The organism is Kitasatospora sp. NPDC056800, assembly GCF_042789775.1.
Lineage (GTDB): Bacteria > Actinomycetota > Actinomycetes > Streptomycetales > Streptomycetaceae > Kitasatospora.
This window is the reverse complement of record NZ_JBHUAL010000170.1, coordinates 1-21,640: the sequence shown is the minus strand read 5'-3', so window position 1 is coordinate 21,640 and position 21,640 is coordinate 1. Positions and strand designations below refer to the sequence as shown.

The following is a 21,640-nucleotide window of genomic DNA, read 5'->3' as shown; positions in this document are numbered from 1 at the left end:
GGCCTGCCGCCCCGGCGCAGGCCCGTCCTCGCCGCGGATGCGGGCTCGCCCCTTGCGTTTGGGCGGCCGGGACGTCGTGGTGGCGGGCGTTGGCGTCGCGCCACCGTAGACAGGCGGGCGGCACACGGCTCTGGACCGTGTGGTTCGGGTGACTGGAGTTCGCCAGGGCGAACTGACGCAGTGCGCCCTCACCGGATGATCGGCGGCGTGCGGCGCCACCACGTGTGCCGGGGTCCAACGGGGTCTACTCAGGACGCTGATCGCGCGCCACGCATACGGCTGCCGCCTGCACCGCCTCTTACTCCCGCTGGTTCGGTCCACTTTGCATCCCACGGGGATTGGGTGTCATTCCGAAACGTAAGCAAAGGACTTGTCACGTTGGCCTGATTGCGCCTTGGGATTCCCTTGAGTTCCCGGAGAGACTGCCCATGGCCCGGCAAGCCCCGTGCTCGATGAGGCGGCTACGAAGGACGGTTCCGCGGTGCCGGAAGGGCACCGGACGGGTTCCGCGGGCGTGCCGGGCGGGCGGATTTCCTTCCGAAAGGGGTACGTCATGAAGAGACTCACGGCGGTACTGGCAGTATTCGGTTCAGGGGCACTGGCGGTCCTCGGCGTTCCCGGCACGACCGCTGCCGCTCCGGCGGCTGTGTCGTCCTGGACCCCGTACAACATCCAGAACTACAACAGTGAGCGGTGCATTCTCGGGCCCGGCCATGGAAGCGAGACCGGCCTCGCACAGGTGGAGTGTGCCGGGTATGCGGACCAGAAGTGGGAGAAGCACCAGTACCTCGGCGAGAACTATTACTTCCTCGCCAACGTGAACAGTCGGCTCTGCCTGCTCGCACGATCCCAACAAGAGGCACGCCAGATAGACTGCGGGGCCGCCGGAGCGGATGCCGACTGGTACATCGACACCATCAATGCGGCCGACCCGCAGTGGAAGCGTCTCGTGAACAGGGCGACAGGCACGTGCCTGGTCCCCCAGAACACGAACCTGAACGTCCCGATCCTGCAGGCCACCTGCGACTACAGCACCAACCCTCCTGCCGATCAGCGGTGGCGATTCATCAACTTCTAGGATCCGAGCCCTGTTTCGCGTCGAGGCAGGGCTTTCCTCCCGGTACTGCGGTGCCGGGTCCAGGAGAGGACGACGAGCGATGCGCACTGGATCATCCCGAACAGCCCTCCGTCAGTGGTCAACCAGGTTGAAGAGCGGCCTGGCCGCGGCGGGACTGGTTGCGGTGTCCTCGGTCGGGCTACTGTCCGCTCCGGCCCAGGCGGAGTCCATGCAGTGCACCGAACTGGTGTGCCTGTTCGTCACCGGCGGCCCTGACGGGTACGCAACGCATGCCTACAAGCGCAGTTCGGCCGCCGGCGCCTCCACCTTCGAGGGCTTCTTCGCTTTCAGCGGCCCGGGGCTCCACGCCGACACCGAGACCAAGCGGTGGTACGACTTCGAGAACACGAGTACCTTCGGCGGCCGTGGCGCGGGCCTCGTGTGCGTCCAGATGATGTACAAGCATCCGGACGGGAGCTTCGGCTACGGCTCCCAGCGGTGCGACCGGGTCTACTGAGCCTCGGGGCCAGGTGCTCGCCCGGCGTCCCGCAGGGAGGCGCCGGGCGAGCGCGTTCCGGAACCGTTGGCGTCGAGACTTGACCCGGTCATCGATGAGGCTCAGAGACCGGAAGAGGCTCCGGTGCTCCGGCTGACATAGGACCTCCATACGGCGGTGGGGCGCGGTGGCGGTGACAGCCTGCCCGTCGCCCCGGGTGCCGGGGGCGCCGAAGGTGAACTCACCGCCGTGCTTGGGCGGATGGCCCCCGGCAGGGTTGGTCAGGGCGAACTCGCACAGGCTGTTGGATGGCGGTGGCGGCAGCCGGGTCGGCGCCGGGCTCCGCTCGCACCGCGTCCAGGACCTGCGTGAACGCGTCGCGGGCCGGGGCGTTGGACGCCGCCCTCGGTCCAGAGGCGGGGGCGGGTGCGGGGCCGCGAAAAATTTCTTCGAACCCGGCTGCAACCCCCCGGCGGGATGGACGTCTATCAGGGTGAGAGGCGGGGAGAGCGAGCCGGCGGAGCCGGGGGGCTCGGGCCGACTCCTCGGGGCGTGACAGTAGGCGCCCGCTCATTCGATCACCACCATCACCATGTCCTTGGGGGGACTGTCACATGAACGCGTCCGTTATCGCCCGTATTGCGAAGATCGTCCCGCTGGCCGTTGTCGCCGCCGTCGGCGTCACCGCCTGCGGCCCGACCGAGGGCGGGGCCTCCGTCGCCGCCTCCGCTCCCGCCTCCGCCCCGGCCACCACCTCCTCGGCCACCCCCGGTGCGGGCGCCGTCCCGACCGCCCCCGCCCCGGCCGCCGCCACCCCGGCCGGGCAGGCCCCCGCCGCCGGGGCCGCAACGGCCAAGACCGACGTCAAGGCCGCCGCGAAGGCCGCGGCCAAGCCCACCGCGCCGAAGGCCCCCGCCCCCTCCGGCGGAAGCGGTATCGGCATCACCTTCGGCGGCCTGAGCGAGGGCGGGAAGATCGGGCTGAACGACCTGGTCCCCTTCACCGTCACCTGGAAGAACAACGACGCCACCGGCACCCGCAGCGTGGCCCCGGTGGTGGCCACCCAGCAGTACGAGGGCGCGCCCTGCACCATGGTGCTCGCGATGGCGGACGGCACCCTGGAGCGCAAGGACGCCTCCGGCTGGAAGACGCTGGACCACCTCAGCCAGGGCGGCGGGATGGACTACGCGGGTACCGCCGACGACGCGGCCTTCACCCTGGCCGCCGGCGAGAGCCGGACCATCGAGTTCCGGATGCGGTTGTCCCTGACCAACCGCCCGGGGCAGATCACGATCGAGGCGGACGCCCCCGTGCCGCACTCCAAGAACTACCTGGACATGGCGAAGGCCGAGCTGAACGCCACGGTCGTCGACAGCCACAGCCCGGAGATGCTCTCGGTGATGCCGCCGGCCAAGGGCGTGATCACCACGGACCCGATCCCGTTCAGCTTCCGGGTCTCCTCGCCGGACGGCACCGCGGGCCTGCGCCCCCGGGTGACCGTCTGGAGCTCCGAGGGGCCGACCCCGAACAACGTCACGGTGGAGGCCCGGGTCGGCGACGTGTGGAAGCCGGTCGAGCTGAAGGACGAGTGCGGCCTGGTCACGGTCGACCCGAACGTACCGGGCGTCCGCGACGGCAACACGGTCGAGTACACCTTCCGGGCCACGTTCAAGGAGGCCCCGAAGTACGGCGCCGACGTGGACATCCGGGTGAGCGCGGAGTCGAACGGCCACCAGTCCGTCCAGCGGTCCGTCTTCCTGCGCGACGCGCGCTGACACCGCGCACCCGCGCACCCGCACCGCACCACCGCCCCGGCCTCCCACCACTCGGGAGGCCGGGGCGGTGGCGTTGGAGAAGAGGCGCCGGGACGCCGATGTCCCGGTGAGCCGGAGGGCTACCGGTACCAGTCGTCTCCGCCGTCGGCGAGTGAGCGTCCGAGGTAGTCCCGGAGACCGCCGGCCACTCAGCGGCGGCTGTCGGTCTCGTGTTCCCAGACGAAGACGTCCGGCCTCCGCGGCGTCCGCACGAAGGCGAACTGGTCGCCGCCACCGTTGTCCCCGAAGAACAGGAGTGCGTCGAACGGCATGGACAGCCGGGCGAAGGAACCGTCCGTACGGAAGTGGAGGTTCTGCTCGACGGTCCAGACGGTGTCCACGCTGGTCCGCCCGACGATTCCGTTGCTCTCCAGCAGCAACTGCCTGAGCTCGGAGGTAGTTCCTCGCGGGCTGCTTGTCTCCACATGGTCCGGAAGCGTAGCCGTCCCGGACGACACGCCCGCTCAGCCGGGACCGGGCTCGTCGTGGATGGTCAGTGATCCGGCGAGGTCGAGGTCGGCGACGGTGCCGTGCGCTCCGGCGCGGACGAGCAGCACGGCGCCGAGCGCGGTGCTCCAGAACGTCCTGGCCTCCACGGCGAGCGGTCGGCGGGCCGCCCAGCCGCGGCTGTCGACGAGTTGGCCGACGAAGCGTTCGGACTGCCGGAACAGCAGCTGGAGGTGCCGGTCGACCACGGGGGCGAGTTCGGGCTTGGAGATCCCGGCGGCGAGTGCCCGCGTGACGGACGGGAGCGAGGGCATGGCCAGGACGGCGCGGGCGATGTTGCGCCGGAACGTCGCCGCGTCGGGGGCCTGGCGGCCGATGCGCTCGATCCGTCGGGCGTCGTGCAGCAGGCCGAGGAAGGCGGCGTGCACGAGCAGTGAGTCCTTGGAACCAAAGTGGTAGGTGACCTGGTTGGGGAAGACGCCTGCCGCGTTCGCGATCTCCGCGACGCTCAGCTCGGCGCCGGGCCGCTCCTTGCAGAGCTCCGCGGTCGCCTCGATCAGCCGGGTCCTCGTCGCGCGACCGCGGTCCCGCGAGCGGCCCGGGGCCGGTCGGGCTCCGGTTCGCTTCTTCTCCACGCGCTCCGGCTCCTCCACGCGCTCCTTCTCCACTCGCTCGTTCTCCATCCCGGAATTGTATGTGATACAACTTGCCCCGCATTCACTTGTATCGCATACAAGAAAGGCTGAGGAGCATGCACCGGACCGAAGTCGTCGTGACCGGACTCGGCGCGATCACCCCGCTCGGGGCCGACGCGGCGTCCACCTGGGAGGCCCTGCTCGCCGGAGAGTCGGGCATCCGCGGGGGCGTCCTGCGCGCCCACGAGGGACTCGGCCTCCCCGACACCGTCGCGGGGACGATGGCGGTGGACCCCGCCACGTTGCTGCCGCCGGTACAGGCGAGGCGGCTCGACCGCTCGCAGCAGGCGGCCCTCACCGCGGCGGCCCAGGCCTGGGCCGATGCCGGAGCCCCGGAGGTGGACCCGGACCGGCTCGCCTCGGCGATCGGCACGGGCATCGGCGGCGTGGGCACGCTGCTGAGGGAGGACGACGTCCTGGAGACGGCCGGAGCCCGGCGCGTCTCACCCCGTACGGTGCCGATGCTCATGCCCAATGCGGCGGCGGCACTGATCAGCATCGAGTACGGCGCGCGGGCCGGGGTCTACACGCCCGTCTCGGCGTGCTCCTCCGGGGCCGAGGCGATCGCGCTGGCGGCCCGTCTCATCCGGGCCGGCGAGGCGGACGTGGTCATCGCGGGCGGGACCGAGGCCGCGACCACCCCGATCACCGTCGCCGGGTTCGCCCGGGCCCAGGCACTGTCGGGGCACACCGCCGATCCCGCCTCGGCGTCCCGGCCGTTCGCGGCGGACCGCAGCGGATTCGTCCTCAGTGAAGGCGCCGCCGTCCTGGTGCTCGAAAGCGCCGAGCACGCCGCCGCCCGGGGCGCGCGCGTCCACGCGGTGCTCGCGGGCGCCGGCATCGCCGCCGACGCCCACCACATCACGGCGCCCGCCCCCGACGGCGCCGGTCAGGTCTCCGCCATGCGCAAGGCCCTCGCCCAAGCCGGTCTGACTCCCGGGCAGATCGGTCACATCAACGCCCACGCCACCGGAACGCCGGTCGGCGACGCCGCCGAGGCGCACGCGATCAGGGAGGTCTTCGGCCGCGCCACCGTCACGGCCCCCAAGGCCGCGCTCGGCCACCTCTTCGGCGCCGCCGGCGCGATCGAGGCGCTCATCGCCGTCCTCAGCGTGGAGCACGGCGTCATCCCGCCGACCCGCAACCTCACCGCGGCCGGCATCGGCCCCGACATCGGTCTCGACGTCGTCGCGGAGCGACGGGACGTCCCCCAGGAGGCCGTGCTCAGCAACTCCTTCGGCTTCGGCGGGCAGAACGTCTCCCTCGTCGTCACCGGCGCACGGCACCGCGCGTCCCGTACGGCCCCGGCCGCGCCATGACGGACACGGACGATCGCTCCGGCTGCCACGGGACAACGGGGTACTACGGGGTGCTCCGGCAGGACGCCTGCCGCCCGAGCCAGCCGGTCGCGGCGGCGAGTGACGGATCCCCCTCCTTACGGGTGTCCACGGGCTCGTCCGGCTCGATCGGCCCCGCGTGGATCCGGCCCGTGCGGTCCGCCTCGGCGGCGCCCGTGAGCAGGACGACCGCACCGTCCGACAACCGGTGCGCGGCGTTGCCGGTGGGCACCCCGTAGGTGCGCGCGCCGAAGCTACGGGTGTCCGGGCGGCCGATGAACGCGATGGCGACGGCCTCGCCCGCGCTGCCCGTCCCCGGGCTGGTGAGGACGGCGACGGGCGCGCTCGGCCACGCGTCCGCGCCGGCCCCGGGGGGCTCCGCCTGCGGGGACCCGTCCAGGAACGGCACGCCCCCGCGCACCGACCAGACGCTGCGGGTGCCGTCCGCCGTGACGAAGGCCCCCACCGGACCGTCCCCGAGCAGCGGAGCCGCCACGGCCAGCGGCGCCCACATCCCGCCGCCGCTCTCCCGGCGGAGGTCCACCACCCAGCCGCAGGTGCTCGCCCCGGCGACGGCAGAGCGGCCGCGGGCGACGTACTCGGCGTAGGTGCGCTCCGAGCCGTTCACCGCCGGAAGGTTCAACCTGGCGATGCCGCCGGGAAGTTGTTCGACCGTCGGGGCGTCGACCGTCACGGGGTCGGCGTCCACGGCCGCCGCCTCGCCGGGCGGGTAGAACCGGCTGTGGCCGTCCCCGAGCGCCGCCACCGCGCCGCCGACCGCCCGATGGGTGTCGGCCGTCGTCCGTGCCCCGGCCGCCCGCGCGAACGCCTCGCCCCGCAGCTTCGGCCAGTCCACCGTCGCGGTGTTCAACGACTCCCGCTGCAACAGGTCCAACGCCTCCGACAGGTAGCCGTGCGCCTGCGCCGACATCCCCCCGGACTCCCCGGATCCCCCCGAACCTCCCGAACCTCCCGAAGCGCACCCCGCGACCAGCGCCACCGCGCCCGCCACCACCACGGCGATTCGCGCCGCTCTCATCCGCACCCCTCCCCCGGTTCGTACAGGCCCCATTCCTACCCCACGAACCGGCGAGCGGCGACGGCTGGGAGCCCCGCCTCGACCGCCGCTGCCGATCCCCGATGCCGTCCCGCAGGCCCGCCGGGTCCCGCCCGGCCGAAAACCATCGTGTGCGCAGGACCCCCCTAGATATCTCGGATGGACAGGGCGTCAGGCCGCGCGCGAGGCTTCCGGGAGGTCGGACCGGAACCATTCCCCCTACCGGAGGGATCTCCTCATGACAGCATCACCCAGGCGTCGACGGACCGTCTTCACCTCGGGGTTGGCCGCCCTCTTCGCCGTCGCCGGGTTGGGCCTCACCGCCGCCCCCGCGCAGGCCGACGCGCCGCCGCGCGCCACCTGCAACCCCGAGATCGAGCAGGTCTGGGACGACATCGTGACGGCCACCGTCACCCCGGTGGTCACCGAGTTCACGTCCTTCAACGTCGTCCCCGGGACGACGGGGCAGCAGCAGCAACGGCTCACCCAGGTGGCGATGATCACCACCAAGATCAACAACAGTGCCGATTTCAACCTCAGCTACAGCTCCGCCCTGGGGCAGGTCGGCCTCAAGACCGGATTCCAGGTCGAGACCAGCCGGGCCAACACCCGGACCACGGACACCTCCCGGACGGTGAACATCAACGCGCCGGGCAACTACGGGATCTTCCGCGGGTTCCTGCGCGTCGACGGCGAGTGGACCCGCTACCTGTGCGCCCGCTCGGGCCAGGGCACCGGGTACTGGATCAAAGCCAACCCGAACGGCACCGGCTACTACACGACGTACGGGGCGGCGAGCGAGGGCGTGGTGCTCTGCTCGTACCCCGAGCCGGCCGGGACCGTCCGCGAGGCGGCCCGCCTCGAACTCTGCAAGCACTGACCCGTGACCGCGTCCCACCCAGGAGGGAAGACCATGGCGAAGTCCGGCAAGCGCTCCACCCGCCGACTCGGAGCCGTGCTCGGCAGCGTCGCCTTCGTCGGCTCACTGCTGACCGTCGCGGCGCCGGCCGCGCACGCGGCGAATCCGCTGGACGGCTTCACCTGCGAGAGCGGCGGGTACCGCATCTTCACCCCGTACACCTATGCGAGCGACCGGATGGTGCTCGGCTGGTCCCATGCGTCGTGGGACAACGGCTCGATCATCCAGGAGCCGTGGCAGGACGCCGCCCACCAGCAGTGGACACTGTGCGGCGAGAACAATCCGACCCGGACCGACGGTAAGTACTACAAGCTGATGGACCATGCGCGCCACTGGTGCCTCGGCATCGACCGGGCCATGACCGACGACGGCAACTGGCTGATCGACGAGCCCTGCAACTACTCGCAGAGCGAGATCTTCTTCATCCAGCCGGTGCCGGGCACCAACCTGAAGGCGATCATGGCCAAGCACAGCAACCGCTGGCTCTCGGTGGACGGCTCCAACTCCGGATCCCACGTCACCCAGGGCTCCTTCAAGGCCGACCTGTTCGAGCTCCACAAGGTCTGGTAGGCACCCGCCCCGACCATCCGTGGGGGCCTTCCGGCAACGGAACCCGGCCGGAAGGTCCCCACGGGCTGCACCGGAATCACCGTCGGCCGATTCGGCGAACTCAACATCTTCACCTGCCCGAACGATCCCGGACATCCGCACCGCTGGAGCATCCAGTAGCCCACGGGAGGCGGCCCGTCGGCTCGGACCTCGAGCGGCGCCGCGCTGTCTGCTTCGTCACTCCGAATACAACGCCGCCAGGCGTGGCAGCCGTCGGCTCAGCTGGTCACCGTCGCCGAAGTCGAAGTTCCAGGCCGGGTCCAGCGGCGGGTACGGAACGGTGAGGGCCTCGTCGGGGAGGTCTTCACCGGTGGCTTCCCGGTAAGCGCTCCAGGCGATGCTCAGGGCTTCTTCGCATTCGATGTCGATCCCGTCGGCGGCGTACGCCTGTACGGCCGGGAGCGCGGCGAGCCGGTCCGGGTCGGTGATGACGCTGTCGAAGGTCGTGCGGCCCTGTGTGATCAGCCAACCCCGGAAGTAGTCGAAACCGTCGTCGGAGCAACCGCCGTTGATCAGGTAGGCGGCGCCCCACAGCGGAGCCCGGTACGAGTCGGCCATCAGGTTCCGCAGGACCTGCTCGGCGGCGACGATCTCCCCGGCGGGGCGAAGCGCGAGTAGCGCGCCGGCCCGGATCGCAACAGCGTGGCCGTTGTCCGGGGCCGGCACTCGCGAGCGGGCATCCTCGATCAGGTTCCAGAACTGCTGGGTGTCCATGGTGGTTGAGCATCGCACCGGGCTCTGACAGCACGGCCCGGAGACGGAGCGTGCCCGCCGCGACGGACCGCTCCTTCACGGGCTGGGTGATGATGGCATGGCGCGGGTGGCGAGGTGGTCCTGGAGTTCACGGTGGCGGAACTGCCATGCGGTCCCGGACAGGCGCAGGATGCCGAGTTCGTAGCAGGCGTCGAGGAAGCGGCCCAGCCGCCAGGGCAGCTTCCTGCGCGTGTGCAGGAGGAACGCGAAGTACCGCAAGGCTGCCGAGCCACCCGCAGCAGGGATGGCGAATATGAAGATCCCGATGACCAATCCGGCGAGGGACATCAACAGAACCTCGAACCTCGAAGAATCGAGTCCGTCAGTGGCGGCGTGTACGAGGAAACCTACGAGCCCGAACACGAGCGGGGCGCCAATCCCTGTCACGGGGCCGAACACAAGGGCGGCGGTGAGGTCCATGCGGATGAGGCGACGCGGAAGCACTCCCACTCGCTCGTGCTTGATCATGAGTCCGCGTGCGAGGCCGATCGGGAGCCCGGTCGCAAGCCCGACGGCTAGGCAGAACACCAGAGGGTCTTTGAGGTTGCCGTGGAGGCCGCCCTTCGCATAGACCAGACCGAAACTGATCAGGAAAGCGATCGCGGAGCCGACCGTGGCCCCCAGCGTGAGAGCGCGTCGGCCCGCCAGGGTGCGAAGACGGCCGAGGTCGATTCGCCGTGGCTTCGGCCATGCCGGGCGGTAGAGCAGGGCGAGAACAGGGAAGTACAGCCACGGCCATGCCACCTGCCAGGCAAGACTGACCAGAGCAAGTGGCGCCGCCACGGCCAGAACGCCTTCGGTCAACCGTGTCCGGTGCTTCCCGCCCAGGGGCCACAGTTCGTGGAGGACCAGGTCGGTGCTGCTCAGCGCCCGTCCTGCGACGCGCCGGGGTGAGCCGCCTCCCGGGCCGCCGTTGTCGTTGAGGTAGCGGGCGAGGAAGGCGAGGCAGCGCCAGGTGGTGGCGGCATCCAGCCGTGGAGGGCTGTCGCTGCTCGACGGCCGGGACGTGTCGGCCGCCCCGCGGTGGGAAGCGGCCACGGCGGCACCGATGTAGTGGTCCAGGAGGTACTCGTACAACTGCCCGTTCGCAGCCAGCGCGAGGAGTTGGGCGGGGTCACGCAGGTACCGTCCGTCGGCGGCGCGCTCCTGGAAGACGGTGGCGGCCAGGGTGAGTCGCCAGGGCGTGTCCAATGCGTCGGCCAGCAGGGTGTATTCCGGCGGCACGGTGTCGGCCGGGCCCGCCGCCACCGTGTCGAGGGCGGAGAGGACCGGCTGCCAACGGGCCCGGCTCCGCTCCCTGTTGGCGACGCGTTGCGACAGGTAGCTGCGAGCACGGGAGGCGTCGACGCGGGCCACGGCGATGTGTGCCCAGATTCCGGGCTCCGCCTCTTCCTCCACCAGGGCCTGGTAGTGGGCGTGCCGACAGGTCACGACGACCGGGCAGTGTGCGCCACCGTGCCCGAACCGGTTGACGCAGGCGAGGAGGGCGGCGGCGCGTGAACCGTAGCCGGGGGCCGAGCCCGGGTCCATCTCGTCCAGGCCGTCGACGACCGGCAGGACGAGGTTGGCGGCCACCAGGCGGGCGGCTTCACGGCGGGAAAGACGGTAGACGTCGGTCAGGTGTGTCCGGAGCCAGTCCCGTACCTCGGTGCCGGGCCAGGACGCCGCGGTCAGTCGTACCGGCACCGGATCCAGCGGGGAACGTTCCCGCGCCAAGCCCAGGATCAGGGACAGCGCGAGCACGGTCTTGCCCGTTCCCGCGTCCCCGCTGCTCTGCCCGCCCGGGTTGGTGGACGGTGTACCGGTGATGACCACCCGCCCAGGGCGCAGGGCCCGGTAGTAGTCGGCGATCCCCTCCAACGTTCCGTCGGCGCGTGAACCCCCCGTCCCGGTAGCCGCGAAGGGGAGGTCGATCCGTCCGTCCGGTGCTGCCCGTCCACTGCCCAGCAACTGCTGGTACTGCTCGCCTTCCGTTTCGGCCACCCGTCCGGCGAGCTTCTCCGCGATCGCCGGGGCCGTCTGCTGGTCCTGTAGGGCCCTGATCCCCGCCCATGCTCCCCATCCCCCGAGGACCACGCCCACCAGGCTGGGCAGGAGGGCCAGCACTCCCGCCGGATCGGAGTCCGCCTTCGCCTTCGGCAACTCAACTACCGTCCACCACAGGCCGATCAAGCACACCGCAATGCTGAACACCACCGCTGATGCTACTCCGGCACGCCACCGATGCTTCATGACCACATCCTGCATCAGGGGTCAGTGACGATTGTCGGCAACGGGTGAAACGAGGACCACGTACGGCGGATCAGAAGCGGGTCACTTTGTGGTCTCCCCTGGTCGTCGCCGCACACCTCGACGAGGTCGGCGGAGGGGAACGGGCCTGATCCTGATCAGCGAGCCGCCGCTCGTACGGGCCCGCTCCGCCGACGGGCGTCAGCGCAGTGCGAGGACCTGGCCGGGCAGGAGCAGGTCGGGGTCGTCGCCGATGGTGTCCTGGTTGAGTTCGTAGAGGGCGGGCCAGCCGCCGTCCGTGACGAAGGCCTCGGCGATGCCGCCGAGGGTGTCGCCGGGTTCCACGGTCCAGGTGTCCGGGCAGTCCTCGTCGTCGTCCGTGCAGACCGGAGCGTCGGCGTGGGATGGCGGGGTGGCGGAGGCATGAGGCCGGGTGTGCACCGGCCGGTGGCTGCCGGTGTGAGCGGCCGGGTGGTCGCCGCTGTGTGCGGCACGGGCTCCGCAGGCCGGCCACGGGGTCAGGCCGCGGCGCTCGGCGAGGTGTTCGGCCACGGCGATCTGCTGTTCGCGGGTCGCCCGGTCCGCGCGCGGCGCGTAGGCGAGACCGCCGTTCGAGCGCCAGGTCCCGCTGTCGAACTGCAGCCCCCCGTAGTAGCCGTTGCCGGTGTCGGCCTGCCAGCGCCCTCCGCTCTCGCACCTGGCGACGGCATCCCAGTCCACTCCCGTTCGGACCCCCGCACTCGCCGCGGCGGCGGACGCTGTTGCCGTACCGCCGGCGATGGCGACGGCGAGCAGGGACAGCAGAACGACGACCAGGCGACGGGCCACGGACAGCGGTGACATGAACGCTCCGTACTCCGGGAACAGGGACCGGGCACCGAAGTGCCCCTCCCACCCATGCACCTGACGCCCTCGACGAGCAGGAGCGCAGCGCCGATCTCGCTCGACCGGCGGCTCGACACCACTCGAACGCGCGACCGGGCCACCGGGCCGGGCGATCGCCCGAGCGGGCCCGGAGCGCCTCCTCGTGCCGTCCGGGTGGGCCACTCGTGATCCACGGCGGGGAAGGCTGGTGCGGACTGACGGTGTGGTGGCAACGGAGTGGTGCGGCGGGCGAAACGGGGTCGATGCGGGGCACGCCGACCAGGCCAGGGCGCGGTCTCCAGCCGGGGAGTCCAGCCACTCGCGAGCATCGCCTGAAGGCGGTCGCCGTCCGAGGCCGGCTCCGGCACCTGCTCGCGCGGTTGCTCGGCGCACCAGCGGTTCAGCGGGCGGCCGTTGACGTACAGCCGGCCCGTACCGGACGCGTGGTCGGACCTTGAGGATGTGCACCACCGGGCAGGTGATGCCGGGGACGCCGGGCCGTGAGCGTACGGCGTCCGCTCATTGCCCTGGTGTTCCACGCGAAGATCATGTGGAACACCAGGACAGGACTCTTCCCATGGGCCATGGCTCTCGGTCCCTCGGCCGCCTCCGCCATGAGTCGCAGGAAACGCAGGAAGTGGCAGTGCTGGTCACGGCCCTCGAAGCGTGGCCGTGACCAACACGTTCGCAACGGGCTAGTAGAGCGTGATGGAGCTCGCCCTGTCGTTCACCCCCCACGGGACGTTCACCGGTGAGCCGAACGGGCCGGATCCGACCAGGTATCCGGTGAAGTCGGAGCCGTCGAACAGGCTCAGGGTGCCGCCACTGCGGTTCCAGAAGGAGCTCACCTTGTTGTCCAAACCGTAGTTGGCGAGCTTGAAGGACCCGGCGCTGGGCACCTCCCAGATCAGGCCGCCGCCGTTGGTGTCGGTGAACAGGCACGCCTGGGTGTGCAGGCAGTTGTCCCACACCGTGGCCAGGGAGTCGCCGCTGACGGCGATCGGGTAGATCACGGTGGGGGAGCCGCTCCGCTCTCCGACGGCGGCCTGGGCCGTGGCGGTGCCGGTCGCGGAGGCGAGCATCAGGACCGCGCTGGCCGCGGCCAGGGCGAAGTGCTTGCGCATGTGTTTCCTCATTCCTGTCGGTCTTGCGGTTGGGAGCGCTGTTCACACGCGGTGCTCCGGACGATCCGAGCGGGGCCCCGGCTCCTGTCGAACGGTGTCGCCGATGCGGCGGGCCCGCGGTGCTCGTCACTCCCCCGTGGCGTCGGGCCGTTCGCGGTGCGGTCGGCCCCGTTCGTAGGCGGAGCCGGCCGTACCGCAGGACCTTCCACGTTGTCCGAAGTGCCGGTGGTGGCTCCACACTGCGGCCTGTTGGATTGTCCATCTACAAGAACTGGCCGAGACCCAGGTGAGCGGCGGACAACCCGGCTTGGCCGCGGACACGGCCATGGGACCGGGTCCGGCCGCGTGGCAGCCGGCCGTCGACGGGGCCTGGCGGAGCTCCGGTAGTCCCGGCTGCGGGAGGCGACGCGTTGTCTGGCCGAGGTACGGTCCCACCAGGCAGAGCGCCCACGAGGTGCGGCAGGCAGCGCGGTCGGAGCAGGACGCCGTCGGGCCGCTGGTCGATCAGGAGCGTCTGCGGGCCCGGACGGACGACGGCCTGGAGCCGGGCACCGAGCCGGTGGTGGCGGACGGGGTACGGGCGCACCTGGCGGTGCTGCGGCGGCTGGAGGCCGAGCTGGTGACGGCGCGGGCGGCCCTGATCGGCCAGCTCCGGGAAGTGTGAGCCGGATGGTTCCCGCCCTAGCCGCCTCCGGGATTGTCCGCGGTGAGCTGGTCGAAGTCACGGACAATCGCAGGGGCCGGGAGGAAGGCCTGCAGGTCCAGCAGTTTCCCTGCGGGGACTACCCGGACCGCTACTGGGACTACGGCCCATGCCGACGACCGACTCGTCACCAGGGGCATCGGCGCCCTCGTCGGCCGGGTCACCGCGGGCATACAGGTCGAGGACCGCGCAGTGGATCAGCTCGTGTGCAGGCCGGTGGTGGTCGGCGGGGCGGATCGTCTCGACGGCGTCGACGACCAAGTCCTTGGAGCACATCATCGAACCGGGGGACGATCTGCTCGATGACCGGGTCGTACGCCACCTCGAAGGGCCGAGGCCGGGTGGCAGTGGTCGGGAGCCCGAGTGCCACCCGGGGCTCGATCCCGCAGTCGGACCCCGGGGACGATGGATGGCACCTATTCCGACTGTCCGTCAAAACTCTGGTGTGTTGGGCTTGTTCGGGCTCGTCGTTTACGCTGGGCGGCGGTTCGATCACGCAACTGGTGTGTCTGAGGGGGCTGAGACGATGGCAGGGTTCCGAGTGAATCCGCAGGACCTGCGCGACGCGTCGAAGAGCGGCTACGCGGTGGCGAAGGGCATCCAGCAGGACTGGGCGGAGGCGTTCGGCCACACGCCGCCGGTCCTGGGCCTGCCGAACTGGTCTTTCGAAGGAGCGGCCCAGGCCGCCCTCCACGACCTGGGCGAGCACATCGACCGCATCACCACCAGAACCCTGGCGGAGGCGGCCGGCAACCTGTCCATCATCGCCAGGAGTTACGAGAACACGGACAACGGCGCCGCCTCGACGGTCGACGGCGCCGGTGCGCAGACCGGGACAGGGGGGCAGGGCTGATGCCGCACTACTGGGGAATGATCAAGGAAGCCGATGTCGGCACGCTCAGGACGGCCGTCCAGGTCCTGACGACCTTCGAGGGCAGGTACAAGCAGCAGGTCACCGCCTGGCAGACGATGCAGCGCACCCTCGCCTCCTCGTCCTGGCACGGCCAGGCCTCGGACGCGACCACCACCGCGCTCCAGAACCGCACCAACCAACTGCTGCTCGTCGACCAGTTCATCGAGGACCTGCGCCGGATGCTGACCGACGGCATCGACAGCGTCCTCCTCCTGCAGGCACGCCAGCAGACGCTCATCACGCGGGCGACCGGCAACTGCCTGGAGATCGTCGCCGCCGACGTGAACGCCACACCGGTGGTGCGCGTCCTGCCGCCCGACCAGCACTCCCGCAACGACCCCGAGTGGCGCAAGGAGGTGGAGGCCGCCCGGGACCGCCTCGTGACGGACATCGACGCCCTGTGCACCTCCGCCCGGGGCGACGACGACCGGCTCGCCCGGGCCCTGGCCGCCTTCGACTACATCGCCAAGCAGGACGGGGACTACTACCCGGAGAAGGTCGCCGAGATCACCAAGGCCGTCGCCGAACTCGACCGGATGCCGGGCGGCGGCGTAGGGAGCGGCGGCGGCAACCCCGAATCCAACCGGGCGTGGTGGGACTCCCTGCCCGAGGCCACCCGGCAGCAGCTCATCCAGGACCGCCCCGGCTGGATCGGGTCCCTGGACGGCGTGCCCGCCGAGGTCCGTGACCAGGCCAACCGGGCCTGGCTGCCCCAGCTCCGCGAGGAGATGGCGCGAGAACTCACCGGCCCCCCTTCGCAGAACATCACCCAGGCGAACCTGGACGGCCTCGACGCCCTCCAGAAGCAGATCGACACCCCCGGCGTACCGCCCCAGCTCCTGCTCAGCGTGGACGACCCCCGCTCGGTGTCCCACGTCCCGGGCGCCGTCCTCGCCTACGGCAACCCCGACACCGCCACCCACATCGCCGCCTACGTCCCGCCCGACCCCGCGGTGGGGACCCTTCCCGCGGACGCCGCCGCCGCACGCAACCTGGCCGTCGCAGCCGGGAAGGCGGACCCGACGAAACCGACCGCGAGCATCGTCTTCACGAACCTCGGCCCGGCCGGCGACCCGTACCAGACCCCCACCGCCTCACTCAGCCCGCTGCGCGACGGCGGCCAGACCATCCACGGCACGTACAACGGACTGCGGGCCTCCCACCGCGACGGCAACGCCACCCTGAGCGAGGTCGCCGCCCCCGCCGACGGCTCCGGGTTCGCCGTCGCCAGCACCCCCCTCGCCGACACGGGCAAGCCCGGGTGGAACTTCACCCCCGACTCCATCGTCGCCAGGACACCGGGCGGCCCCGACGACCCGTCCTCCCGCCACACCGCCGCCAACGCCATCGTCGGCCGCCGCTAACGGCCTCCGGAACACCGGCCCGGGTGTCACACGGTCCGCCTATCCTCGCGGTATGAGCTTCAGGGGGTACTGGGTCGTGATGCCGGTGCCCGTCGACGTGGTCGCCGACGTGGCCCCGGTGTTCACGCCCCTGATCGACGCCCAGGCGGCGGCAGGCCGCGAGGGGCTGGAGCGGTGGCGCCACGAAAGCCCGGGACGACCGGACGTGACGGAGCTCCACGACCTGGCCGCCCCCTACCTCCTCGACGACCATCTCGACGTGCTCTTCGGGATCTGGGGCACCCACGAGGCGGCCGGCCCGTTCCTGGAGTCCTCCTGCCGCAAGGGCTACCCCGCCGTCGGCCTCGCCCACGCGCTCCGAGCCGAGCGGTTCCTCGCCCTGCCCGGCTGGTTCGGCCACTTCGTCCTCACCCCGCAGGAGGTCCGCGCCACGCTCCCCGCCGTCCAGGCCGCACTCGACCTGACACCCGACCAGCGCAGCACCGTGGAGCAGCGCCTGTACGACATCCTGGACGAAGTCTCGGAAGAGGACGCCGCCGCCCTGCTCGACGACCTCGTACCGGTCTGGCGAAGAGCCGCCGCCACCGGCCAGGGCCTCATCGGCGCCCAGGCCGTCCCCTGCTGAACACACCTGCCACCACCGGCTGTTGACAGGATCGGGCCGCATGAGCCACATGCGGTGCGGAGAAGGCCGCAGGCAAGCCTCCGCACTGGCGGGGCCGATGGGGCGTCGTGGTCGGTGCGGTGTGCGGACCGGCGGGCCACAGGTCCGCGCTGGCGCGCACCGCGGCGGGAGGGCCCGGCAGCGGTGCTGAGCCGCATTCCGCCGACGGGCGCCTGTACCGGCAGCGGCATTCGGGGTCACCCGAGATCAGAGGTCGCCGCCGTAGATCGCGGCGTCGCCGGACCCCTCGTACGGGCCGTAGTCGCTGCCGGTGCGGGCGACGGTCTCCCGGGCCCCGCGCCCGCCGAGGAGCGCGGCCCGGGCGGCGAAGTCCGGCAGCAGCAGGCGCAGCGCCCGGCGTCCGTACAGCGCGGTCAACAGTCCTGCCCCGTCAGGCTCCGATGGTGTGCCACCTGATGTCGCCGCCCCGTTCAGGGGGTGCCGGCGGCGCAGCTCGCGGAGCAGCCTGTGTCCGGCGAGGGTGCGGGCCGGAGCGCAGAGCAGCATGAGCGGGAGTACGGTCATGGGCAGTCCTGTCCACCAGGCGCCCCGGGCGGTGGCGAACGCGCCCGTGGCGCACGTGGCCGCAGCCAGCACGCTGGATGTGGCCAGCCGGGCCGGACCGCAGCGCAGGCCGCGGCGGACCAGGTCGGTGCGGGTCTCCTCGTGGGCCCGCCGCACAGGTGGGGTGGTCACGGCGTCGGCCCAGGACAGGTCCCGGCCGAACGCCGTCCGCGCTGCCCGGTGCAGTGGAGTTGCGTCCTGCCCTGAGTGGGCGTGCACCACCCGCCGCAGGCGGCCCCGTCGGTCGGTGTCGAGCACCCCCGCGAGGTGCAGCTCGACGACGGCCACCACCAGTGCGGCCTTCGACCCCCCACGTACCCCCGCGATCGCCGCGGCTGTCAGGCCGTCAGCCCTCCCCCGGGCCGGCTGCCATCGCAGCAGCGCCGCCCCGAGGAGCGCGGCCACCGCGCACACCACACCGACCGATCCCATCAAACCCCCTGAAGCACGGACCACCCGACGGCCCTCCCCCGGCCACCGTTCCCGCAGGATGACAGAGCGGGAAGGCGACGCCAAGCGGCCGACCAGCCCGACCGCCATGCCGCCGGAGCGCGATGAGAGCGCGAACGGCGATCCCGTCGAGCGTGCCGACGGCCTTCGTCTGTCCATGGGCGAGGCGGACGCGTGGAAGTCCAAGGGGTCGACGTCCTCGGTTCGGGCCTCCCCGCGCAGGCGGAGCGAGCGATCGTACGGCGGGTGCACGCTGGAGATCGGCTACTTCCTCGGCCGGCGGCACCGATCCGCGGACGCCGGATCAAGGACGCCGGCTCAAGGGCTCCGTCCTTCGGGAGGGCGCCCTCACGCCAACGCGCAGGTCCCCGCCGGACCGTGACCCCGGCCTCGGCCGGGCCGCTCCGCCGCCCTGGCCTCCCCGCACGACGGTGTCGTCGCCTACAGTGAGAGCTTCTTGCGGGCGGGGCCTGGTGACGGCACGAGCGGGGAGGGGGTCGGAGTGGAGCGACGGGTACGTCGGACCGCGGCGGCCGCGCTGTCCTGGGCGTTCCTCGCGGCCTGGGCCGTCTGCCAGGTCCTCCTCGGCACGACGACGGCCACGGCGACGGGCGCGGCGCAGCCGGCCCCCGGCACGCCGCCCGCCGTCGCCGCCCCGGCGGCCCCCGCCGTCGTACGGCTCGGCCCGGCGGGCGCGGAGGTCCGGCGCGCTGCGGACCGCCCCCGCCACGACGTCGCCCAGCGGCAGACGGCCGCCGCCGAGGCCGGTGTCCGGCTGCCCGCGCTGCCGCCGGTCGCGCTCCCGTCCGGCCGGACGGACGCCCCCCGGCCCCGGCCCGGGATGTACGCCCCGGGGCCGCGCCAGGAGCGGGCGCCGCCGTCCGATCGCTACGACCCCCGCCACACCCGCGGTCCCCCTTCCACCCGGTCCAGCTGACGTTCCACCGCGCCCGCCGATCCGGGTGCCGCGGCCTGCCCGCGGCCCGGACGGGAGGGCTCCGGCCACCGTGCCCGGAGCGTTCCCGGCGGCGCGCCGTCCCCTCGCGTCCGCCCGTCCCGGGTGCGGCGTCCCCCTGCGGACGCCCGGCTCCCGCGGACCGCCCGTGGAGTACCCATGCCTATTCGCCGTGCCGCGTTCTGGCGCGCGCTCGTCGCGCTCGCCGTCGTCGGCGTCTCGTTCTACGTCGCCCTGACCACCCCGCCCCGCCTCGGGCTCGACCTGCGCGGCGGCACCCGGATCGTCCTGGAGACCCAGGACTCGCCCACTGTCCGCGCCGACGCGGACGCCACCGACCGGGCGCTGGAGGTGCTGCGCCGCCGGGTCGACGGTCTCGGTGTCGCCGAACCCTCGCTCGCCCGCGCCGGGGAGCGGCGCATCGTCGTCGAACTCCCCGGCGTCCAGGACCCCCGCGAGGCCGCCGGGGTCATCGGCCGCACCGCCCAGCTCACCTTCCACGCCGTCACCGCGACCGCTGACGGCCCGGCCGGGCCCCCGGCGGCGGACGGCTCCCGGGTCCTCGCCGATCCCGGACTCCCCGGTGGCCACCTGCGGCTGGGTCCGCCGGTGCTGACCGGCGACGGCGTCAAGGACGCCTCGGCCGTCCTCGACACCCGGACGGGCCTCGGCTGGAGCATCGACCTCTCCTTCCGCGGCTCGGCCGGCGACGCCTGGGCCCGGCTCACCGGGGAAGCCGCGTGCGCCGCGCCGGCCGACCCCGCCCGCCGGGTCGCCATCGTGCTCGACGACCGCGTCCTGTCCGCCCCTGGCGTCCAGGACAGCGTGCCCTGCGGGCAGGGGATCACCGGTGGTTCGACCCAGATCACCGGCGGATTCTCGGCCGACGAGGCCCGCGATCTCGCCGCCCTGGTCAAGGGCGGTGCCCTGCCCGTCCCGGTGACGGTGATCGAGCAGAGCACCGTCGGCCCCACCCTCGGCGCCGAGGCGATTCGGGCCAGCGCCCTGGCCGCGGCCATCGGCCTGCTGTGCACCGGGGCCTTCGTCATCACGGTGTACCGCCTGCTCGGTGTGCTGGCCACCGTCGCCCTCGCCCTCTACGGACTGATCTCGTACGCCGCCGTGGTCGCGCTCGGCGCGACGCTCACCCTGCCCGGGCTGGCCGGCTTCGTGCTCGCCATCGGCATGGCGGTGGACGCCAACGTGCTGGTCTTCGAACGGGCCAGGGAGGAGTACACCGCTCCACGCGCGGCCGGCCCCGGCAGGGAACGGGACCTTCGGCGCCCGCTGCGCGTCGGGTTCGCGAAGGCATGGAGCGCGGTGGCCGACTCCAACGTGACGACGCTGCTCGCCGCCGGTCTGCTCTTCGTGTTCGCCACCGGCCCGGTCAAGGGCTTCGGGGTGACGCTCTCGATCGGCGTGCTGGCCTCGATGTTCTCGGCCATGCTGATCACCCGGCTGCTCGCCGAGTGGGCGGTGCGCCGGCCCGCCGTCGCCCGGCGGCCCGCCCTGACCGGCATGGCCACCGTCGGCCGGCTCCGGACCCGGCTGACCCGGCGGCCGCCCCGGCTGATGCGCCACCGGCGGCGCTGGCTGGGCGTCTGCGCCGGGCTGCTGCTGCTCGCCGTGGCCGGGATCGGCGGGCGCGGCCTGGACTTCGGCGTCGAGTTCACCGGCGGCCGGGTGGCGCAGTACACCGCCGCGCAGCGGGTCGACGCGGACGCCGCCCGCGCGGCGGTGGTCGGCGCCGGGTTCCCGCAGGCCGTGGTTCAGACCACCGGCGACACCGGGGTGTCCGTCCGCACCAAGGAGACCGGCGACGACCAGCAGCAGCGCATCCGGGAGGCACTCACCGGCGTCACCGGCGAGCTGTCCGTGGAGCGCGACGAGCTGATCGGGCCGAGCCTCGGCAGCGAGCTGCGCGGCTACGCGCTGGCCGCGCTCGGGCTCGCGGTCGCCGCCCAACTGCTCTACCTCACGATCCGCTTCCGGTGGGCCTTCGCGGCGGCCGCGGTGATCGCGATGGCGCAGGACCTGCTGCTCGTCCTCGGCCTCTTCGCCTGGCTGGGCAAGCCGGTGGACAGCGTCTTCCTCGCCGCGCTGCTCACCATCGTCGGGTACTCGGTCAACGACACGGTGGTGGTCCTGGACCGGCTGCGCGAGCTGCGCCGGACCGGGACGAAGGCGAACTGGGCGGATCTCGCGGACCGCGCCGTGGCGCAGACCCTCCCTCGGACGGTGAACACCGGCATGGGGGCGCTGTTCGTCCTGGTGGCCCTGGCGGCCTTCGGCGGCGACTCGCTCGCCGACTTCTCGGTGGCGCTGCTGGCCGGGGTCCTGCTGGGCACCGCGTCGACGGTGTTCACCGCGATGCCGGTGGTCGTCCTGCTCCAGGAACGGTTCCCGGACCGGCCGCAGGAGGCCGGGGAGGCACCGGCGCCTCACGCGGCGGGCACGGCCCGGGCGCGCGACCACAACGGGGCGGTGGTCTGAGCGACGCCGGTTCGGCGGGGAGGCCGTACGTTCCGCGACCGGCCGGCCGCCCGCGGGGGGCCCGCCGGCGGGCGGGCAGGGGGCGGGCTGTTTTTAACAAAAACCAGCCCCCCAGACACAAAAAAAAAGGGGA

The 21,640-nt window shown here is 72.3% G+C and carries 20 protein-coding genes and 1 pseudogene; 12 read left to right on the top strand and 9 right to left on the bottom strand.

All coding sequences use genetic code 11. The features are described from left to right. Positions 1-187: pseudogene (locus tag ACFRQN_RS30010) on the bottom strand (hypothetical protein); the annotation flags it as partial. 366 nt (positions 188-553) lie between these two features. Here ACFRQN_RS30010 and ACFRQN_RS30005 point away from each other — a divergent pair. From ACFRQN_RS30005 to ACFRQN_RS29995, 3 genes are all read left to right on the top strand, one after another. Continuing rightward, positions 554-1,078, top strand: coding sequence for an RICIN domain-containing protein (locus ACFRQN_RS30005; RefSeq protein ID WP_143204584.1), 525 nt, complete (start codon positions 554-556; stop codon positions 1,076-1,078). Positions 1,079-1,286: 208 nt separating this feature from the next. After that, positions 1,287-1,574, top strand: coding sequence for a hypothetical protein (locus tag ACFRQN_RS30000; RefSeq protein ID WP_380743378.1), 288 nt, complete (start codon positions 1,287-1,289; stop codon positions 1,572-1,574). Between the two features lie 593 nt (positions 1,575-2,167). Further along, positions 2,168-3,328 (top strand): hypothetical protein, encoded by a 1,161-nt coding sequence (locus ACFRQN_RS29995; RefSeq protein WP_380743376.1) that lies wholly within the window; start codon positions 2,168-2,170, stop codon positions 3,326-3,328. Positions 3,329-3,516: 188 nt separating this feature from the next. Here ACFRQN_RS29995 and ACFRQN_RS29990 read toward each other — a convergent pair whose 3' ends face one another. Together ACFRQN_RS29990 and ACFRQN_RS29985 are read right to left on the bottom strand one after the other, a co-directional pair. Continuing rightward, on the bottom strand, positions 3,517-3,747 hold the full coding sequence (locus ACFRQN_RS29990; protein WP_380743374.1) for an SMI1/KNR4 family protein: 231 nt from the start codon (positions 3,745-3,747) through the stop codon (positions 3,517-3,519). 84 nt (positions 3,748-3,831) lie between these two features. Then, on the bottom strand, positions 3,832-4,497 hold the full coding sequence (locus ACFRQN_RS29985; RefSeq protein ID WP_380743372.1) for a TetR/AcrR family transcriptional regulator C-terminal domain-containing protein: 666 nt from the start codon (positions 4,495-4,497) through the stop codon (positions 3,832-3,834). Positions 4,498-4,565: 68 nt separating this feature from the next. Here ACFRQN_RS29985 and ACFRQN_RS29980 point away from each other — a divergent pair, with 68 nt between their 5' ends. After that, on the top strand, positions 4,566-5,828 hold the full coding sequence (locus tag ACFRQN_RS29980) for a beta-ketoacyl-[acyl-carrier-protein] synthase family protein (RefSeq protein ID WP_380743370.1): 1,263 nt from the start codon (positions 4,566-4,568) through the stop codon (positions 5,826-5,828). Between the two features lie 43 nt (positions 5,829-5,871). On the opposite strand, the gene ACFRQN_RS29975 is transcribed toward ACFRQN_RS29980, so the two are convergent. Further along, on the bottom strand, positions 5,872-6,777 hold the full coding sequence (locus ACFRQN_RS29975; RefSeq protein WP_380743368.1) for a S41 family peptidase: 906 nt from the start codon (positions 6,775-6,777) through the stop codon (positions 5,872-5,874). A 364-nt stretch (positions 6,778-7,141) separates the two neighbouring features. Here ACFRQN_RS29975 and ACFRQN_RS29970 point away from each other — a divergent pair, with 364 nt between their 5' ends. Next, on the top strand, positions 7,142-7,783 hold the full coding sequence (locus ACFRQN_RS29970) for a hypothetical protein (RefSeq protein WP_147409029.1): 642 nt from the start codon (positions 7,142-7,144) through the stop codon (positions 7,781-7,783). Positions 7,784-7,816: 33 nt separating this feature from the next. Further along, a complete protein-coding gene (locus ACFRQN_RS29965) occupies positions 7,817-8,392 on the top strand; it encodes an RICIN domain-containing protein (protein ID WP_380743366.1) in 576 nt (191 codons plus the stop codon). Between the two features lie 216 nt (positions 8,393-8,608). Here the strand turns inward: ACFRQN_RS29965 and ACFRQN_RS29960 are convergent, their stop codons facing one another. From ACFRQN_RS29960 to ACFRQN_RS29945, 4 genes are all read right to left on the bottom strand, one after another. Continuing rightward, positions 8,609-9,145 (bottom strand): DUF4240 domain-containing protein, encoded by a 537-nt coding sequence (locus ACFRQN_RS29960; protein WP_380743364.1) that lies wholly within the window; start codon positions 9,143-9,145, stop codon positions 8,609-8,611. Between the two features lie 75 nt (positions 9,146-9,220). Further along, on the bottom strand, positions 9,221-11,377 hold the full coding sequence (locus ACFRQN_RS29955) for an NACHT domain-containing protein (protein ID WP_143204586.1): 2,157 nt from the start codon (positions 11,375-11,377) through the stop codon (positions 9,221-9,223). A gap of 237 nt (positions 11,378-11,614) precedes the next feature. After that, positions 11,615-12,256, bottom strand: a complete 642-nt coding sequence (locus tag ACFRQN_RS29950) for a transglycosylase family protein (RefSeq protein ID WP_380743362.1) — start codon at positions 12,254-12,256, stop codon at positions 11,615-11,617. A gap of 716 nt (positions 12,257-12,972) precedes the next feature. Then, entirely contained in the window at positions 12,973-13,401 is a 429-nt protein-coding gene (locus tag ACFRQN_RS29945) for a peptidase inhibitor family I36 protein (protein WP_380743360.1), read from the bottom strand. Between the two features lie 454 nt (positions 13,402-13,855). Between ACFRQN_RS29945 and ACFRQN_RS29940 the strand changes: the two genes are divergently transcribed. The 4 genes from ACFRQN_RS29940 to ACFRQN_RS29925 all read left to right on the top strand — a co-directional run bounded on the left by ACFRQN_RS29940 (position 13,856) and on the right by ACFRQN_RS29925 (position 17,006). Next, on the top strand, positions 13,856-14,065 hold the full coding sequence (locus ACFRQN_RS29940) for a hypothetical protein (RefSeq protein ID WP_380743358.1): 210 nt from the start codon (positions 13,856-13,858) through the stop codon (positions 14,063-14,065). 565 nt (positions 14,066-14,630) lie between these two features. Further along, positions 14,631-14,957: a hypothetical protein gene (locus tag ACFRQN_RS29935; RefSeq protein ID WP_380743356.1), complete on the top strand. Its 327-nt coding sequence runs from the start codon at positions 14,631-14,633 to the stop codon at positions 14,955-14,957. A 17-nt stretch (positions 14,958-14,974) separates the two neighbouring features. Next, entirely contained in the window at positions 14,975-16,381 is a 1,407-nt protein-coding gene (locus ACFRQN_RS29930) for a hypothetical protein (protein WP_380743354.1), read from the top strand. Between the two features lie 52 nt (positions 16,382-16,433). Further along, on the top strand, positions 16,434-17,006 hold the full coding sequence (locus ACFRQN_RS29925) for a hypothetical protein (RefSeq protein ID WP_380743352.1): 573 nt from the start codon (positions 16,434-16,436) through the stop codon (positions 17,004-17,006). A 246-nt stretch (positions 17,007-17,252) separates the two neighbouring features. Here the strand turns inward: ACFRQN_RS29925 and ACFRQN_RS29920 are convergent, their stop codons facing one another. Next, the gene (locus ACFRQN_RS29920) at positions 17,253-18,041 is read right to left on the bottom strand and encodes a TIGR04222 domain-containing membrane protein (protein ID WP_380743350.1); all 789 of its coding nucleotides are present in this window, start codon (positions 18,039-18,041) and stop codon (positions 17,253-17,255) included. Between the two features lie 520 nt (positions 18,042-18,561). Between ACFRQN_RS29920 and ACFRQN_RS29915 the strand changes: the two genes are divergently transcribed. Both ACFRQN_RS29915 and secD read left to right on the top strand, forming a co-directional pair. After that, complete coding sequence (locus tag ACFRQN_RS29915) at positions 18,562-18,996, top strand: hypothetical protein (RefSeq protein ID WP_380743348.1); 435 nt, start codon at positions 18,562-18,564, stop codon at positions 18,994-18,996. A 177-nt stretch (positions 18,997-19,173) separates the two neighbouring features. Beyond that, the gene (secD, locus tag ACFRQN_RS29910) at positions 19,174-21,507 is read left to right on the top strand and encodes a protein translocase subunit SecD (RefSeq protein WP_380743346.1); all 2,334 of its coding nucleotides are present in this window, start codon (positions 19,174-19,176) and stop codon (positions 21,505-21,507) included. The last annotated feature ends 133 nt before the right edge of the window (positions 21,508-21,640 follow it).